The sequence below is a fragment of the Streptomyces canus genome (assembly GCF_001514145.1).
In the GTDB taxonomy this organism is placed as follows: domain Bacteria; phylum Actinomycetota; class Actinomycetes; order Streptomycetales; family Streptomycetaceae; genus Streptomyces; species Streptomyces canus.
This window is the reverse complement of sequence record NZ_KQ948659.1, coordinates 243,651-258,665: the sequence shown is the minus strand read 5'-3', so window position 1 is coordinate 258,665 and position 15,015 is coordinate 243,651. Positions and strand designations below refer to the sequence as shown.

Here is a 15,015-nt window from a genome sequence, read left to right as displayed (position 1 = left end):
CCGTAAGACCCGACATAGTGCAGCCAGTTGTCCACAGTCGAGTGACACGAATCGGTAACGGCAGCAAGAATGCGGGTGTGGCGTCACGCGGAACTTTTCACGCGTGGTGTCCGTGATTCGGGGTGGGCCGGTTACGCATCACAGAGCGTCGGCCCGGAAAGTACGGGCCGAGGAGGGCCGGGTGACCACCTATGACGATCGAGCGAGCCTCACTGATCTGACCGCCGTCGTGGAGCGGGTACGCAGTTCGGTGGAGGGCGTGATCGAGGGGAAGCCCGAGGTCGTTCGGCTTTCGCTGACCGTGCTGCTCGCCGAGGGACATCTTCTGATAGAAGACGTCCCCGGCGTCGGCAAGACCATGCTGGCCAAGGCGCTGGCGCGGTCCATCGACTGCTCGGTGCGCCGCATCCAGTTCACGCCCGACCTGCTGCCCTCGGACATCACGGGTGTGTCCATCTGGGACCAGCAGCGCCGGGACTTCGAGTTCAAACCGGGTGCGATCTTCGCGCAGATCGTGATCGGCGACGAGATCAACCGCGCCTCGCCGAAGACCCAGTCGGCGCTTCTGGAGTCGATGGAGGAGCGCCAGGTCACCATCGACGGGCAGACCTACGAGCTGCCGAGCCCCTTCATGGTGGTGGCCACGCAGAACCCGGTCGAGATGGAGGGCACGTATCCGCTGCCGGAGGCCCAGCGCGACCGTTTCATGGCCCGGGTCTCCATCGGCTACCCCAGCGCGGACGCCGAGCTGCAGATGCTCGACATCCACGGCGGGGTGAACCCGCTGGACGACCTCCAGCCGGTGGCGCACGCCCACGACATCGTGAAACTGGTCGAGGCCGTCCGCGGCGTCCACGTCGCCGAAACGGTCCGGCGGTACGCGGTGGACCTGGTCTCCGCCACGCGCACCCACCCCGACCTCAGACTCGGCGCGTCCCCGCGCGCGACGCTGCACCTGCTGCGCGCCGCCAAGGCCTCCGCCGCCCTCAGCGGCCGGGAGTTCGCGCTGCCGGACGACATCCAGGCGCTCGCCGTGGCCGTCCTCGCCCACCGTCTGCTGCCCACCGCACAGGCGCAGCTGAACCGGCGCACCGCGGAGCAGGTCGTGCAGGAGATCCTCCAGCGCACCCCGGTTCCCGCCGCGCCCCAGCAGGGCGGTCTCGGGATCGGCCGCACCGCACCCGCGTATCCGCAGCAGCCGCCGCGGAGCCTGTGATGTCCACCGGGGTGCCCTCGGCCGACGGCCCCGAGGCCGACCGGGGCGACAAGGGCGGGGTGCGTACCGCGCTGGCGGGTCTGACCACCCGGGGCCGCTCCTTCTTCGCCGCCGGCATCGCCGCGGCCGTCTGCGCCTACGTCCTCGGCCAGAGCGACCTGCTGCGGGTCGGCCTGATGCTGGCCGTGCTGCCCCTGGTCTGCGCCACCGTGCTCTACCGCACCCGCTACCGGGTGGCGGGCAGCCGAAGGCTCTCCCCCGCGCGCGTGCCCGCCGGCAGCGAGGCCCGCGTCCATCTGCGGATGGACAACGTCTCGCGGCTGCCCACCGGCCTGCTGATGCTCCAGGACCGGGTCCCCTACGTCCTCGGCCCGCGCCCCCGCTTCGTGCTCGACCGCGTCGAACCGGGCGGCCGCCGCGAGGTGTCCTACCGGGTCCGCTCCGACCTGCGGGGCCGCTACCCGCTCGGCCCGCTCCAGCTGCGCCTGACCGACCCGTTCGGCATGTGCGAACTGACCCGCTCCTTCTCGACGTACGACACTCTGACCGTGATCCCGCGCGTGGAGGCGCTGCCGCCGGTGCGGCTGAACGGCGAGGCGAAGGGGTACGGCGACGGACGGCAGCGCTCGCTCGCCCTGGCCGGCGAGGACGACGCCATCCCGCGCGGCTACCGCTACGGCGACGACCTGCGCCGGGTGCACTGGCGTTCCACCGCCCGGTACGGCGAGCTGATGGTGCGCCGCGAGGAACAGCCCCAGCGCGCTCGCTGCACGGTGCTCCTGGACACCCGGGGCCTCGCCTACGCGGGCGCGGGCCCTGACTCGGCCTTCGAGTGGGCCGTCTCGGGCGCCGCCTCCGTCCTGGTCCACATGCTCGAACGCGGCTTTTCCGTACGGCTGTTGACGGACACCGGCAACTCCGTGCCCGGCGAGGGCGCCGACGGCTTCGCGGGCGCCAGCCAGGGAACGGCGGACGCAGCCGGGCTGATGATGGACACGCTCGCGGTGATCGACCACTCCGACGACACCGGCCTGTCGCGCGCGTACGACGTGCTGCGCAGGGGGAACGAAGGACTGCTGGTGGCCTTCCTCGGCGACCTCGACGAGGAGCAGGCCGCGGTGGTCGCCAAGATGCGGCAGCGCAGCGGGGGTGCGCTCGCGTTCGTGCTCGACAGCGAGAGCTGGGTGCGGGAACCGACCGACATGCCCGGGGCGTCGCAGGAGCGCGAGGAGCGGCTGCGAATGCTGCGCGAGGCGGGCTGGACGGCACTGCGTGTGCCGCGGGCCGCCTCGCTGGAGGAGCTGTGGCGCCTCGCGGACCGCGAGCGCACGGGCGTTGGCGTGGCCGGCGTCGGGGAGGGACCGTGATGAGCGGGCGGGGACGACTGGCGCTGTGCGCGTGGGCGGCCACGCTGATGGCCGCGTGCGCCCTGCTCCCGCTGGTCGAGCCGGTCACATGGATCGTGCAGGCCGCCTTCCTGCTCGGGGTGCAGACGGTCGTGGGCGCGGTGACCCGGCGGATACCGCTGGCCCGTCCTCTGACGGTGGCGGCCCAGACCCTCGTCACGCTGGTCATGCTGACCCTGATCTTCGCCCGGGACCAGGCCCTCTTCGGGCTGATCCCCGGCCCGGGCGCCTTCGTGCACTTCGGAGACCTGCTCCAGCAGGGCGGCGACGACATAGCGCGCTACGCGATCCCGGCGCCGCTGGCGTCGGAGGGCATCAAGCTGATGGTCTTCGGCGGTGTCCTGATCATCGGGCTCGTGGTGGACACCCTCGCGGTGACCTTCCGGAGCGCGGCCCCGGCGGGCCTGCCGCTGCTCGCGCTGTACTCCGTCGCCGCGGGACTGTCCGAAGGCCACGGCGGCTGGTTCTGGTTCCTGGTCGCGGCGGCCGGCTATCTGCTGCTCCTTCTGGCCGAGGGGCGCGAGCGGCTCTCGCAGTGGGGCCGCGTCTTCGGCGGGGCCGCGCGCGGCCCGGGCGCCGACTCCGGGCCGGTGGCGCCGGTGCGCACCGGCCGGCGGATCGGCGTGGCGAGCCTCGGCATCGCCCTCGTGGTGTCGGCCGCCCTGCCCTCGATGAACGGCGGCCTCCTGGACGCCACCGGGGCGGGCGTGGGCTCCGGAAACGGCAACGGCGGCACGATCTCCGCCGTGAACCCGCTGCTCACCCTGCGCGACAGCCTGAACGTGGACGAGGACCGCCAGGTCCTGTCCGTGCGGACCGGGAGCGGCACCGACGTCTCCAACCTGTACCTGCGGATCGTCTCCCTGGACGAATTCGACGGCCGGACCTGGAAGCCGTCCAAGCGGCCCATCAAGGCCGTACCGGACGACTTCCCCACCCCGGTCGGCCTCGGCGGCGACGTCAAACGCACGGAGGTGGAGACGAACATCGAGGCGGCGAACTGGTACGCGCAGGACTACCTGCCGATGCCGTACCCGCCGAGCGGCGTGAAGATCAAGGGCAGCTGGCGCTACGAGCCCGAGGGGATGGCGCTCGTCGGCGACCACGGACAGAACACGCGCGGGCTGACGTACCAGGTGAAGAGCCTGGACGTGCAGCCGACAGCCGAGCAGCTCGCGTCGGCGCCGACCGCGCCCGCGGCCATCGAGCGCGACTACACCAAGATGCCCGACTCGGTGCCGTCGGTGGTGGCCAAGACCGCCCGCGAGGTGACCGCGGGCGCCAAGAACCGCTATGAGGAGGCGGTCGCCCTCCAGGACTACTTCGCGGTGACCGGCGGCTTCGAGTACGACACCAAGGTGGAGGTCGGCGACGGGCCGAACGCGATCGCCAATTTCCTGCGGGACAAGCAGGGCTTCTGCGTGCACTTCTCCTTCGCCATGGCGGCGATGGCCCGCTCCCTGGGTATTCCGGCCCGGGTCGCGGTGGGCTTCGCGCCCGGCACCCCGCAGGCGGACGGCTCGATCTCGGTGGGGCTCAAGGACGCCCACGCCTGGCCCGAGCTGTACTTCGAGGGGGTCGGCTGGACCCGCTTCGAGCCCACCCCGACCCGGGGCACGGTGCCCTCGTACACCGTCCCGGACGCCACGAGCAACCTGCCCCCGGACGTGGCGCGGCCGTCCGCGGGTTCCTCCACGGCGCCGTCGGCCTCTCCCTCGGCGAGCGAGAGCTGTTCGGCCCAGCTGCGCAAGCTGGAGGCGTGCGACAGCGCGTCGCCCGCGGCCGTGGCGGCCGGGGACGGTGGCGGCCCCTGGTGGGCCGTACAGGGCCAGTGGTGGTACCTGAAGCTGCTGTTCTGGGTGTTCGTGGGACTGGTCGTGCTGTCGATCCCCTTGGCGCCGATGCTGGGGCGGCTGCGCACCCGCTCGGTACGCCTGGGCGGGCACGGCCGCAGCGACGCGGATGCCGCCGCGTACGCCCTGGCGGCCTGGCAGGAGCTGACCGACACGGCGTGGGACTTCGGGATCCTGCCGGACGACTCGCAGACGCCGCGCAAGGCGGCGGCACGGATCGTACGGCTCGGGCATCTCGATCCGACGGCCGCGGCCTCGGTGCACCGAGTGGCGGACGCCGTGGAGCAGGTGCTCTACGCCCCGCGCCCCCGGCCGACGGCCGGACTCGCCCAGGACGTCTACCGGGTGATCGGCGGACTGCGCGGCTCGGTCGGGCGCGCCACGCGGGCGCGTGCGCTGATCGCCCCACGTTCCACCGCACGGGTGGTGTGGGCGGCGTCGGAGTGGTGGGCCGGGGTCAGGGCACGTGCGGCGGCGATCCGGCCGACGCTGCGCAAGCCGTTCGGTCAGCAAGGCTGAAACGCGCCGCACGCAGACGGCGGAACGACGGTGGCCCGGGCCTATGGAAGGCCCGGGCCACCGTGTTGCGGACATACGTGAGGGGGTGAGCACCCGGCTGGGTGCTCACCCCCTCAGAACGTCTGTGGGAGCGGCTCGGCGGGCCGGCTACTGGCCGCCCTGCTCGTCTCGTCGCCGCTGCCAGCGCTGCTCGATCCGATCCATCATCGAGCGCTTCTGACGTCCCTGGCGACGGGCATGCGGGGCGCCCGCGGCAGGCTGCTCGCCCGGCTTGGGGGCCTTGCGCCAGCCGGTCACGGCGAGTACCGCGCAACCCAGCATGACGAGGAAGCCCACCACGCTGAGCCACACCTGCTTGGCGACCATACCGGCCATGAGGAGCGCGATACCTACGAGGAAGCCGGCAACTGCCTGGTAGACCCGCCGCCGGGTGTACGTACGCAGCCCGCTTCCCTCGAGCGCCGACGCGAACTTGGGATCTTCGGCGTACAGCGCTCGCTCCATCTGCTCGAGCATGCGCTGCTCGTGCTCCGAGAGCGGCACGGAGTCCTCCTCATCGTGCAGTCGCCGGGGCGACTCGGGGGGTCCCTTCAGGATAGGCAGGGAATCGCCCCCGTGAAACCCGCCCCTCTGCGCCAATTGGCCAACCGGATTCCGCCATGAACGCTCCGGCTGCTGAATCTTGTCATTCCCCAGCGGCCGTCCCGTCATGCCGGGCGGTCTCCCTCGATCATACGGCGCCGCACGCGCGATCGGGGGGCCTGTGGCGTACTCCATGTGCCATCAAGTACCTGATCAGCACTCCGGCACAGGGGGCGGCTCAGGCCTCGGCGGCCTCACGGGTCTCGCCGAGCACATGGAGCTGTGTGGCCACGGAGTGGAAGGCGGGGAGCTCGGCCGCCGCCTCCTCCAGCTTCAGCAGGGCGTCCAGGGCGCCGGGCTCGGTGTCCACGAGCACGCCGGGGACGAGGTCGGCGAAGACCCGCACGCCGTGCACCGCGCCTACGGTGAGGCCCGCGCCCTCGACGAGCGCGGTGAGCTGTTCGGCGGTGAAGCGGCGCGGCACGGGGTCGCCGTCGCCCCAGCGGCCGTTCGGGTCGTCGAGCGCCTGCCTGGCCTCCTTGAAGTGGCCGGCCAGGGCCCGGGCGAGCACGGCGCCGCCGAGGCCTGCGGCGAGCAGACTGAGGACGCCCTCGGGGCGCAGGGCGGCCACGACGTTGCGCACACCCTCGGCCGGGTCGTCCACGTACTCCAGGACGCCATGGCACAGCACCACGTCGTAGCCGCCGCGCTCGGCCACGTCGAAGAGGCCGTGGGCGTCGCCCTGGACACCTCGCACCCGGTCGGCGACTCCGGCCTCGGCCGCGCGGCGCTCCAGGGCGAACAGCGCGTTCGGGCTGGGGTCGACGACGGTGACCTGGTGGCCGAGGCGGGCGACGGGCACGGCGAAGTTGCCGCTGCCGCCTCCGGTGTCGAGGACGTCGAGCGCCTGGCGTCCCGTGGCCTTGACCCGGCGGTCGAGTGCGTCCTGGAGGACCTCCCAGACCACGGCGGTACGGAGGGAGGCGCGGGGTCGCAGCGGGTCCGACACGGCAGTTGACTCCTCGGCGCGGCACCGCCCGTTGCACGGCGGAGCGATCGGGGCGCCTTCCCGGCCGGGGGCGTGGACGGGGAGGCTTCAGGCGCTCCCCACCCTATTGCCTCCGCCGCCGCGCCCAGCCATCGCGGTGCCGCGGCCCGGGGCACGTCCCACCGGGCGGGGCGGCGGGAAACCGCGGGCGGCCGGGGTGGGGCACGGGGCGGTACGAGGAGAGGCTTGGCGGGGCGGTCGGCGGAGAACGGGAGGGCACTGCGCGGTTCGCTCCGGGCCGGGTCGAGGAAGCGGCATCTGAGGCTCGGCGGAACCGTCCACGGGCGGTGTCCGCGATCCGCGCCGGGTCGAGGTGGGCAGACGCGGCGCCTCAGCGGCTCGGGCCGGGCCGGGAAGGCGGCACCTGAGGCTCGGCGGGGTGATCCACGGGCGGTGCTCCGCGTTTGCGCGGGTCGACGCGGAGGCGCGGCGCCACCCAGGTCGAGAGGCGGTATGCCGGGGCACCGCGTGGGGCTGCTTCGTGGGTCTCCCCGCGACACGTGGTCCGGGCCCCACCCGCGGGGCGTCCGTCCAGGCCGCGCCCCCGAGACAGACGGCGCGTTCCCTGCCGCCGGCCGCGAGACACTTCCCCTGGCCGCCGACGAGTCGGCGTGCCCGCGTCGCCGTGCTCAGCCCGCATCCGGAAAGTCGCGGTCGGTGTCGCCGGCGCCCCCCTCGGGCTGGTCCGCGTCCTGGCGTGGTTGGGGCAGGACCGGCTGGAGTACCAGCATCCGCTCGACGAGGCGCAGGAACATCGCCACGTCGCGTATGAGGTCGTCCGCGTCCCGGCGGCTGGCCGCGCCCTGGATGCCCGCCTCGGCCCGGGCGCGGCGCCGCGCCCCGGAGGCGAACAGCGCGCTCCACTCGGTGAGCTCGGGCGCTATCTCCGGGAGCACTTCCCAGGCGCTCCGGATCTTGGCGCGGCGTCGGGGCGTGGGCTCCGGACGCCCCCGCGCGGCGAGCACGGCGGCCGCGGTGCGCAGGGCGGCGAGATGCGCCGTCGCATAGCGCTCGTTCGGCGTCTCCAGCGCCGAGGCCTCGTCGAGGCCTGCGCGGGCCTGGGCGAGCAGGTCGAGGGCGGCGGGCGGAGCCGTCGCCCGGCGCAGCACGGGGTGTACGTCGCTCGCCGGGCCGGTCAGTGAGGGGGCAGGGCCGGTGGCGCGGCGCCGACGGGCGGCGGCTGCGTGATAGCTGGCCATGACGAACCTCCTGTCGTCTGGTTGCCGGCACATCCCGCTACGGAGTGCCGTATGTGCCCATCGTGAGGTATGCCACTGACAATCCGTTCTGACCTGGGCTTTTGCTTCGATCGAAGGTTCGGGTTAGTTTTTGCACTGACCAGTCAGTTCAAAAAGTTCTCGATTCAAGAAGATCAGGGGGTGGCCGTGGACGGAATCGCTGTCACGGCCGAAGGTTTCGGACTCGAGGGCCCTCGCGGCTGGGCCTTCCGCGGCGTCGACCTCGCCGCGGAGCCCGGCGCGTTGATCGCCGTGGAGGGACCCTCGGGGTCCGGCCGCACGAGTTTGCTGCTCGCGCTCACCGGGCGGATGAAGGCCACCGAGGGGACGGCGACCGTGGGTGGGGCGCGGCTGCCGAAGCAGCTGGCGGCGGTGCGCCGGTTCAGCGCGCCGGCGAACGTCGCCGGGGTCACCGACCTCGACCCGGCCCTGACCGTCGCGGAGCACTTGCGTGAACGGGCGCTGCTGCAGCGCCGGTTCGGCGACTCGGTGCGCGCGCTGCTGCGGCCGCGCGAGGAGCGCAGGTCAGAGGCGATGCTGAGGATCGACACCGCGCTGACGGCCGCCGGCCTCGACCGGGAAGCGCTGCCCAAGGGCGCGCGAACGGCCGTACGCGATCTGGAACGCCTGGAGGCCCTGCGGCTGTCGATCGCCCTGGCCCTGATCGGCCGTCCGCGGCTGCTCGCCGTCGACGACCTGGACCTGAAGCTGTCGGACGCCGAGCGGACCGAGGCCTGGGCTCTGCTGAGGTCCCTCGCCGCGGCCGGGACGACGGTCGTGGCGGTGTGCAGCGAGGCCCCGGAGGACGCCGTGACGGTGTCCACGCGACCTGAACCGCAAGAGGACACGCACCCCCGGAAGGAGACGACCGATGCGCTCGCCGAAACTGGCCGCGCTTGAACTGCGCCGCTTCGGCAGGGGGAAGCTGCCGCGCGCCGCCCTGGTGGCGCTGCTGGTGCTGCCGCTGCTCTACGGCGCCCTGTATCTGTGGTCCTTCTGGGACCCGTACGGCCGCCTGGACCGCATCCCCGTCGCCCTCGTGAACGACGACAGGGGCGCCACCGCCGACGGCACGAAACTAACCGCGGGCGACGACCTCACCAAAGGGTTGCGCGAGAGCAACACCTTCGAGTGGCACCGCGTGAGCGCCGCCGAGGCACGCAAGGGTGTCGAGAACGGCACCTACTACCTGTCGCTGACCATGCCGGCCGACTTCAGCAAGCGGATCGCCTCCAGTGCGGGTGACTCCCCCGAGACCGGCGCCCTGCAGGTCCGTACGAACGACTCGAACAACTACATCGTCGGGCAGATCTCACGGACGGTCTTCGCCGAGGTGCGCCGGGCCGCGTCCACGAAGGCGTCGCGGTCCTTCCTGGACCGGATCTTCATCTCCTTCTCCGACATCCACGGCGCCACGGTGAAGGCCGCCGACGGCCTGACGACCTGGAAGGCGGCATCGGCAAGGCGGAGAAGGGATCCGAGGACCTCGCCACGGGCCTGAAGGACGCCGAGGCGGGCAGCGGGAAGCTCTCCGACGGGCTGGCGAAGCTCGACACGGGCTCGGGTGACCTCGCGGACGGCGCACAGCAGGTCGCCGACGGGACCCAGAGCCTCGCCGACAAGGTCAACGGGGTCGCGGCCAAGGTGGGCCCCTTCCTCGAAGGCAACGAGAAGACGATCGGCGACACCGCGCGGCTCGTCGCCGACTCGGCCGGAGCCGTCCGCCACAACCTCGACACCCTGGTGAGGACCGCCCCGGCGGCCGCCGAGGGGGCACACAAGGCCGCCGCCACCCTGAACGCCGTCTACAAGGCGCGCTGTACGGACCCCGTGCTGCCGGACCCGGCCTGCACCGACCTGAAGAAGGCCGAGCAGGCCGCCGCCGACGTGGCGAAGGTCGCCGACGACGTCAACGCTCTCGTCGCCGACCAGAACGGCGACCTGAAGAAGCTCGACGGCCGGCTCGCCACGCTCCAGCAGCAGGCCCGGGCGCTCGCCGACCGGGCGCCCCGCCTCTCCGAGGACCTGGACGACGCCGTAGCGAAGATCAACCAGCTGAACCAGGGCGCGGACGAGGTCGCCGCCGGCGCCAGGACGCTCCACTCCGGCCTCGGCACCGCGAGGACCGGCGCACAGGACCTGGACGAGGGCGTCGGCCGGCTCAGGACCGGAGCCGACGACCTGAGCGGCGGCATGTACAAGCTCGCCGACGGCTCCGAGAAGCTCTCCGACGGGCTGCACGACGGCGCCTCGCAGATCCCCGACTACGACAAGAAGGACCGCGACCGGCGCACCGACGTGATGGCGGATCCGGTCCAACTGGTCTCCAGGGACCTGCACAAGGCGCCGAACTACGGCACCGGGTTCGCCCCGTACTTCATCCCGCTGTCGCTGTGGGTGGGCGCGATGGTGGCGTACATGCTGATCACGCCGATGAACCGGCGTGCGCTCGCCGCCGGTGCCGCGGCCTGGCGGATCGCGCTGGCCGGGTGGCTGCCCGTGGTGGCGATCGGAGTGCTGCAGACCGTGGCCCTGATGTCGGTGCTGCACTGGGCGATCGGCCTGCAGATGGCGCGGGCGGCCGGGACCGTGGGCTTCCTCTTCCTGGTGACGGCCTGCTTCGCGGCGATCGTCCAATGGCTGAACGCACGCTTCGGGGCGGCGGGCCGGATCCTGGTCCTGGCTCTCCTGATGCTCCAGCTGACGTCCGCGGGCGGCACCTACCCCGTCCAGACCAGCCCGGGCTTCTTCAACGCGATCCACCCCTTCCTGCCGATGAGCTACGTCGTGGAGGCCCTCAGGAGGCTCATCACGGGCGGCGGTCTCACTCCGGTGTGGCACGCGTGCGTGGTGCTCCTCGCGTTCACCGCGGGCGCCCTCGCGCTGACCGCCCTGTCGGCCCGGCGCCGGCAGGTGTGGACGCTGGACCGGCTGCACCCGGAGCTGACCCTGTGAGCCCTTCCGCGACCTCAAAAGCGGCCTCACCTGTGAGAATCAGAACCATGGAAAGCAGCAGCGCCACGGCGGGCGTCAGCACGCGCCGCGAGGCCACCCGGCAGAAGCTCTACGAGGCGGCCGTCACGCTCATCGCCGAGCAGGGCTTCTCCGCCACCACGGTCGACGAGATCGCCGAGCGGGCCGGAGTCGCGAAGGGCACGGTCTACTACAACTTCGCGAGCAAGTCCGTCCTCTTCGAGGAACTGCTGCGGCACGGCGTGGGCCTTCTCACCGCCTCCTTGAGGGAGGCGGCGGAATCGACGGCACGCGCGGGTGGCGGCAAGGTGGACGCCCTGGACGCGATGATCCGGGCCGGTCTCGTCTTCATCGACCGCTACCCGGCCTTCACGCAGCTGTACGTGGCCGAGCTGTGGCGCACCAACAGGGCCTGGCAGTCCACGCTCATGGTGGTCCGTCAGCAGGCCGTGGCGGTCGTGGAGGGCGTCCTGCGCGAAGGCGTGGAGAACGGCGAGTTCAGCGACGAGATCGACGTACCGCTGACCGCCTCCGCCCTGGTCGGCATGGTCCTGGTGGCCGCCCTGGACTGGCAGTCCTTCCAGCCCGAGCGCTCTCTGGACGACGTGCACGCGGCGCTGTCGCGGCTGTTGCAGGGGCGGGTGAGCGGGCGCCGGGGATGACCCGAGGCCGACAAGCGAAAGCGCCGGTCCGGTGTGGCCGCGTCCCCCGCGGGCCACCTCGAACCGGCGCCTTCCCTTGCTCCCCCGATTTCCCCCGTACCCCCCGTTGGGCCCCCGTTCGGTCGTTCCCCCGCTTTCCCGGGTTCCCCCGTGCCTCGCTCCCGCCGACCACGGCCGGCGGAAGGAGCGGATCCGGGGCGGCTCCGTTCCGGCGCCCCGTGTCGCCGGTGCCGGAGCCGTTCCCCTTCGCCGTGGCTCCACTCTCTCGTTCGAGCAGGTCGGGGCCCATCCGCGCGCGTACTCATCTCGCCCCCTAGGTACGGATACTCAGTCCTGCGCACTCACCCCCAGACCGCACCGCGGCCGACTGGTTACGATCGCGTCCGTGTCCGTACTCCCCCTGGTCTTCACCAGCGGCTGGGCCAGCGGTGTCAACGCCTACGCGGTGGTGCTGCTGCTCGGCGTGTTCGGCGCGACGGGGCTGAGCGACGACGTCCCCGAGACCCTGCAGCGCCCCGAGGTCCTCGTCATGGCGGGCGTGCTGTTCCTGTGCGAGGCGGTGGCGGACAAGATCCCGTACGTCGACTCGGCCTGGGACTCGGTCCACACCGTGATCCGTCCCGTCGCCGGCGCCTGGGTCGGCGCGCTGCTCGCAGGTCAGAGCGGTTCGCTCTCCGATGTGGCGGCGGGCCTGATCGGCGGTTCGACGGCTCTGGCCAGCCACACGGTCAAGGCGGGCACGCGTATGGCGGTCAACGCCTCACCCGAGCCCTTCAGCAACGTGATCGTGAGTCTGGCCGAGGATCTCGGGGTCGGCGGCGTCGTCGCCTTCGCCATGTTCCACCCGGAGGCGGCCGCGGTCATCGCGGGCGTACTGCTGCTGGCCGGCCTGCTGACGCTCTTCTTCCTGATCTCCCGCATCCGAAGATTCCGACGCCGCCGGGCCCGACGCCGGGAGGAGAAACGCCTCGGCAAGCCGGCCGCCCGCGGCCGGAGTGTCAGTGGCGGCCGATAAAGTCGCACGCATGGCACGGATTGCGGTGATCGGCGCCGGGATGGGCGCGATGGCGGCCGCTGCCCGGCTGGCCGTCGCGGGCCACCGGGTGGCGGTGTACGAGCGTACGGAGACGTACGGCGGTGCGGTGCGCCGGCTGGAGCGGGACGGGTTCGGGTTCGACACCGGGCCGGGACTGCTCACCCTCCCCGCGGTCTACCGCGATCTGTTCATCAAGACCGGCAAGGAGCCGCTTGAGTCGGTCGTCGAGCTGGTCCAGGTCGATCCGTCGTCGCGGCACATCTTCACGGACGGCACCGAGGTGTCCCTGCCGAACGCCTCGCGCGCGGGAGTGGTCGCCGCGCTGGACGAGGCCCTCGGCGCGGGCGCGGGCGCACGCTGGGGCGACTTCCTCATCCGGGCCCGCGAGGCCTGGGACCGCACCCGCAGGCCGCTGCTGGAGGAGCCCCTGTGGCCCAACTGGCAGGTGCTGCAGCGCGAGCCCTACCCCGGGGTGCCGCACAAACGGCTGCTGCGCACCCGACAGGCCCGCACGCTGTACGAGATCGGCGCCTGGGAGCTGCGGGACCCGCGGCTCGCGGCCCTGCTGTACGGCCATGCGCTCGCGCACGGCGTCGACCCCGGTAGCGCGCCGGCGAGCGCGGCCGTCCTGCCGTACATGGAGCACGCCTTCGGGACCTGGTATGTCCGGGGCGGCATGCGGGAGTTGGCGCGGGTGGTGTACGAGCGGTGCGTCCAGCGCAAGGTCGAGTTCCACTTCGGCGCCGAGGTGACGGGCGTCCTGGAGAAGGACGGTCGCGCGGCGGGCCTGGAGCTGTCCGACGGGGTGGTCGTGGAGGCGGACACCGTCGTCGGCACCGGACCCTGGCGACTGCGCGGGCTCGTACCGGGTCGTGAGCTCTACGGCGCGAAGGACGTCCTTCCCGACGCCGAGGACCTGCACCCGGGCCGGGTCGTGGTGTGCCTCGCCCTGCGCGGAGCGCGGGAGCCGGACACCGTGCACCGCACGGTGGTCTACAGCCCCGACCCGGACGGCGAGTTGGGCCTCTTCTCGCACGGGGAGACGCCCGACCTCACGGTGCGGATCGACCGGCCGGACGACCCTGCCCTGCGCCCCGACGCGGACCACGAGTCCGTGGTGCTGACGGCGACCGTGCCCTGCGGCCTTGGGTACGACTGGGCCACCCCGGGAGTCGTCGAGGCCTTCGCGGACCGCATGGTCGCCGCCGCCGAGCGGGCGGTGCCGGGCCTGCGCGAGCGGATCCTCTGGCGCGAGGTGCGGACGCCTGTGCACACCGAGCGGGAGACCGGGGCCACGGGCGGCGCCGTCCCCCCGCCCTCGCTGGCGGGCGGCGAAGGCACCCTGCACCCGTCCAACAGCACGGCGGTACCTGGCCTGTTCACGGCCGGCGGCTGGTCGCATCCCGGCGGCGGTCTCTCCCACGCGGGCATGTCGGGCTCGCTGGTGGCCGGACTGATCGTGGAAGGACCGGAGTTCCGCGGTTCTCAGTGACCGGAGCCGCCCCGCTTCAGAAGCGGTACTGCTCGTCGTACCCCTGGCCCTGGTTCTGCTGCCCCTGGCCGCCGTTGTCCTGGTAGTAGCCCTGCTCCTGCGGGAGTTCGCCGCCGTAGGACTCGTCGGTGCGCTGCTGCGGCACCCACACCCCGCCGGCCGGGGTCTCGCCGCCGTACGTCCCGCCGTACTGGTCGTAACCCTGCTGGACGAACTGCTGCTGGCCGCCGTAGGAGGCGTCGTACGACCCCGCGCCATAGGTCTGCGTGCCGATGTACGGGTCGGAGTAGGCGGCGTACTGCTGCTGCCCGGCCTGGTCGTAGCCGTACTGCTGCTGGTCGTAGCCGGAGTAGCCGTCGTATCCGTACGTCTGGTCGGCGGCGGCCGTCGCGCACTGGTCCTGGGTCTGGCCCGCGGACGCGTAGGACTGGTCACCGGCGTAGGAGGAGTCGTTGTATATGCCGTAGGAGCCGGTGTCGTCCGGCAGGGGCTGCGGCTCGTAGACCGAGGTGGTCTCGGCGGCCGTGGGCGCGGCGGAGCGCGCGGGCGTGAAGACGTCGTCGCGGTCGTAGTCGTCGTGGCCGTAGCCGGAGGAGTCCGGCCGGCCCTGGTCGTACCCGGCCTCGTCGCCTGCCTCGAGGTCGGAGACCTCCAGGTCGGGCTCCTCGCGGCCGCGTTCACGACGGCTCTTCTTGCCGCCGGTCAGACCGCCCAGCGCGGCCGGCGGGTTGACCGCCCAGCCCTGCTCGAAGCCGCGGCGGAACGACAGCGTGACGTAGGTCTGACCGACCGCGAAGGCGATCGCGCCCAGCCCGATGACGACCACCGACGGCATCAGCACGCCGAGGACCACGGCGAGGAAGCCGACGAAGGCGAGCAGCCGCCAGCGCAGCCGTGCCTTGTACTGCAGCAGCACCTCGCCGAGCAGCCACAGCGCGACGATTCCGAACGCGATGTAGAGGACCGTCCAGCCCATGTACGCCCCTCTCC

At 72.5% G+C, this 15,015-nt stretch carries 11 protein-coding genes and 1 pseudogene; 8 read left to right on the top strand and 4 right to left on the bottom strand.

Going from position 1 to position 15,015, the window contains the following annotated elements; all coding sequences use genetic code 11:
* The first annotated feature begins 181 nt into the window (after nt 1–181).
* From AQJ46_RS14810 to AQJ46_RS14800, 3 genes are read left to right on the top strand one after another with little or no spacing between them, the layout of a single operon-like run.
* Nucleotides 182–1,216, top strand: coding sequence for an AAA family ATPase (locus AQJ46_RS14810; protein ID WP_057618518.1), 1,035 nt, complete (start codon nt 182–184; stop codon nt 1,214–1,216).
* Complete coding sequence (locus tag AQJ46_RS14805) at nt 1,216–2,583, top strand: DUF58 domain-containing protein (protein WP_059206036.1); 1,368 nt, start codon at nt 1,216–1,218, stop codon at nt 2,581–2,583. The genes AQJ46_RS14810 and AQJ46_RS14805 overlap by 1 nt, the downstream gene beginning before the upstream one ends.
* A complete protein-coding gene (locus AQJ46_RS14800; RefSeq protein ID WP_059206035.1) occupies nt 2,583–4,994 on the top strand; it encodes a transglutaminase TgpA family protein in 2,412 nt (803 codons plus the stop codon). Before AQJ46_RS14805 ends, AQJ46_RS14800 begins: the two co-directional genes overlap by 1 nt.
* Before the next feature lie 147 nt (nt 4,995–5,141).
* Here AQJ46_RS14800 and AQJ46_RS14795 read toward each other — a convergent pair whose 3' ends face one another.
* The 3 genes from AQJ46_RS14795 to AQJ46_RS14785 all read right to left on the bottom strand — a co-directional run bounded on the left by AQJ46_RS14795 (nt 5,142) and on the right by AQJ46_RS14785 (nt 7,823).
* Nucleotides 5,142–5,537 carry a DUF3040 domain-containing protein gene (locus AQJ46_RS14795; RefSeq protein WP_057618523.1) on the bottom strand — a complete coding sequence of 132 codons (396 nt, stop codon included), beginning with the start codon at nt 5,535–5,537 and terminating at the stop codon, nt 5,142–5,144.
* A 277-nt stretch (nt 5,538–5,814) separates the two neighbouring features.
* Nucleotides 5,815–6,585, bottom strand: coding sequence for a methyltransferase (locus AQJ46_RS14790; protein ID WP_059206034.1), 771 nt, complete (start codon nt 6,583–6,585; stop codon nt 5,815–5,817).
* Nucleotides 6,586–7,253: 668 nt separating this feature from the next.
* Nucleotides 7,254–7,823 carry an SAV_6107 family HEPN domain-containing protein gene (locus AQJ46_RS14785; protein ID WP_057618527.1) on the bottom strand — a complete coding sequence of 190 codons (570 nt, stop codon included), beginning with the start codon at nt 7,821–7,823 and terminating at the stop codon, nt 7,254–7,256.
* 180 nt (nt 7,824–8,003) lie between these two features.
* Here AQJ46_RS14785 and AQJ46_RS14780 point away from each other — a divergent pair, with 180 nt between their 5' ends.
* The 5 genes and pseudogenes from AQJ46_RS14780 to AQJ46_RS14760 all read left to right on the top strand — a co-directional run bounded on the left by AQJ46_RS14780 (nt 8,004) and on the right by AQJ46_RS14760 (nt 14,025).
* Nucleotides 8,004–8,762: an ATP-binding cassette domain-containing protein gene (locus tag AQJ46_RS14780; protein WP_079072270.1), complete on the top strand. Its 759-nt coding sequence runs from the start codon at nt 8,004–8,006 to the stop codon at nt 8,760–8,762.
* Nucleotides 8,734–10,817, top strand: a pseudogene (locus AQJ46_RS14775) (YhgE/Pip family protein). The gene AQJ46_RS14780 and the pseudogene AQJ46_RS14775 overlap by 29 nt, the downstream one beginning before the upstream one ends.
* 47 nt (nt 10,818–10,864) lie before the next feature.
* A complete protein-coding gene (locus AQJ46_RS14770; RefSeq protein ID WP_059206033.1) occupies nt 10,865–11,497 on the top strand; it encodes a TetR/AcrR family transcriptional regulator in 633 nt (210 codons plus the stop codon).
* Nucleotides 11,498–11,882: 385 nt separating this feature from the next.
* Nucleotides 11,883–12,512 carry a DUF4126 domain-containing protein gene (locus AQJ46_RS14765; protein ID WP_059206032.1) on the top strand — a complete coding sequence of 210 codons (630 nt, stop codon included), beginning with the start codon at nt 11,883–11,885 and terminating at the stop codon, nt 12,510–12,512.
* Between the two features lie 10 nt (nt 12,513–12,522).
* Nucleotides 12,523–14,025, top strand: a complete 1,503-nt coding sequence (locus AQJ46_RS14760; RefSeq protein ID WP_079072268.1) for a phytoene desaturase family protein — start codon at nt 12,523–12,525, stop codon at nt 14,023–14,025.
* Nucleotides 14,026–14,041: 16 nt separating this feature from the next.
* Here the strand turns inward: AQJ46_RS14760 and AQJ46_RS14755 are convergent, their stop codons facing one another.
* Complete coding sequence (locus AQJ46_RS14755; protein WP_059206031.1) at nt 14,042–15,001, bottom strand: SCO2102 family sporulation regulator; 960 nt, start codon at nt 14,999–15,001, stop codon at nt 14,042–14,044.
* Nucleotides 15,002–15,015: the final 14 nt, after the last annotated feature.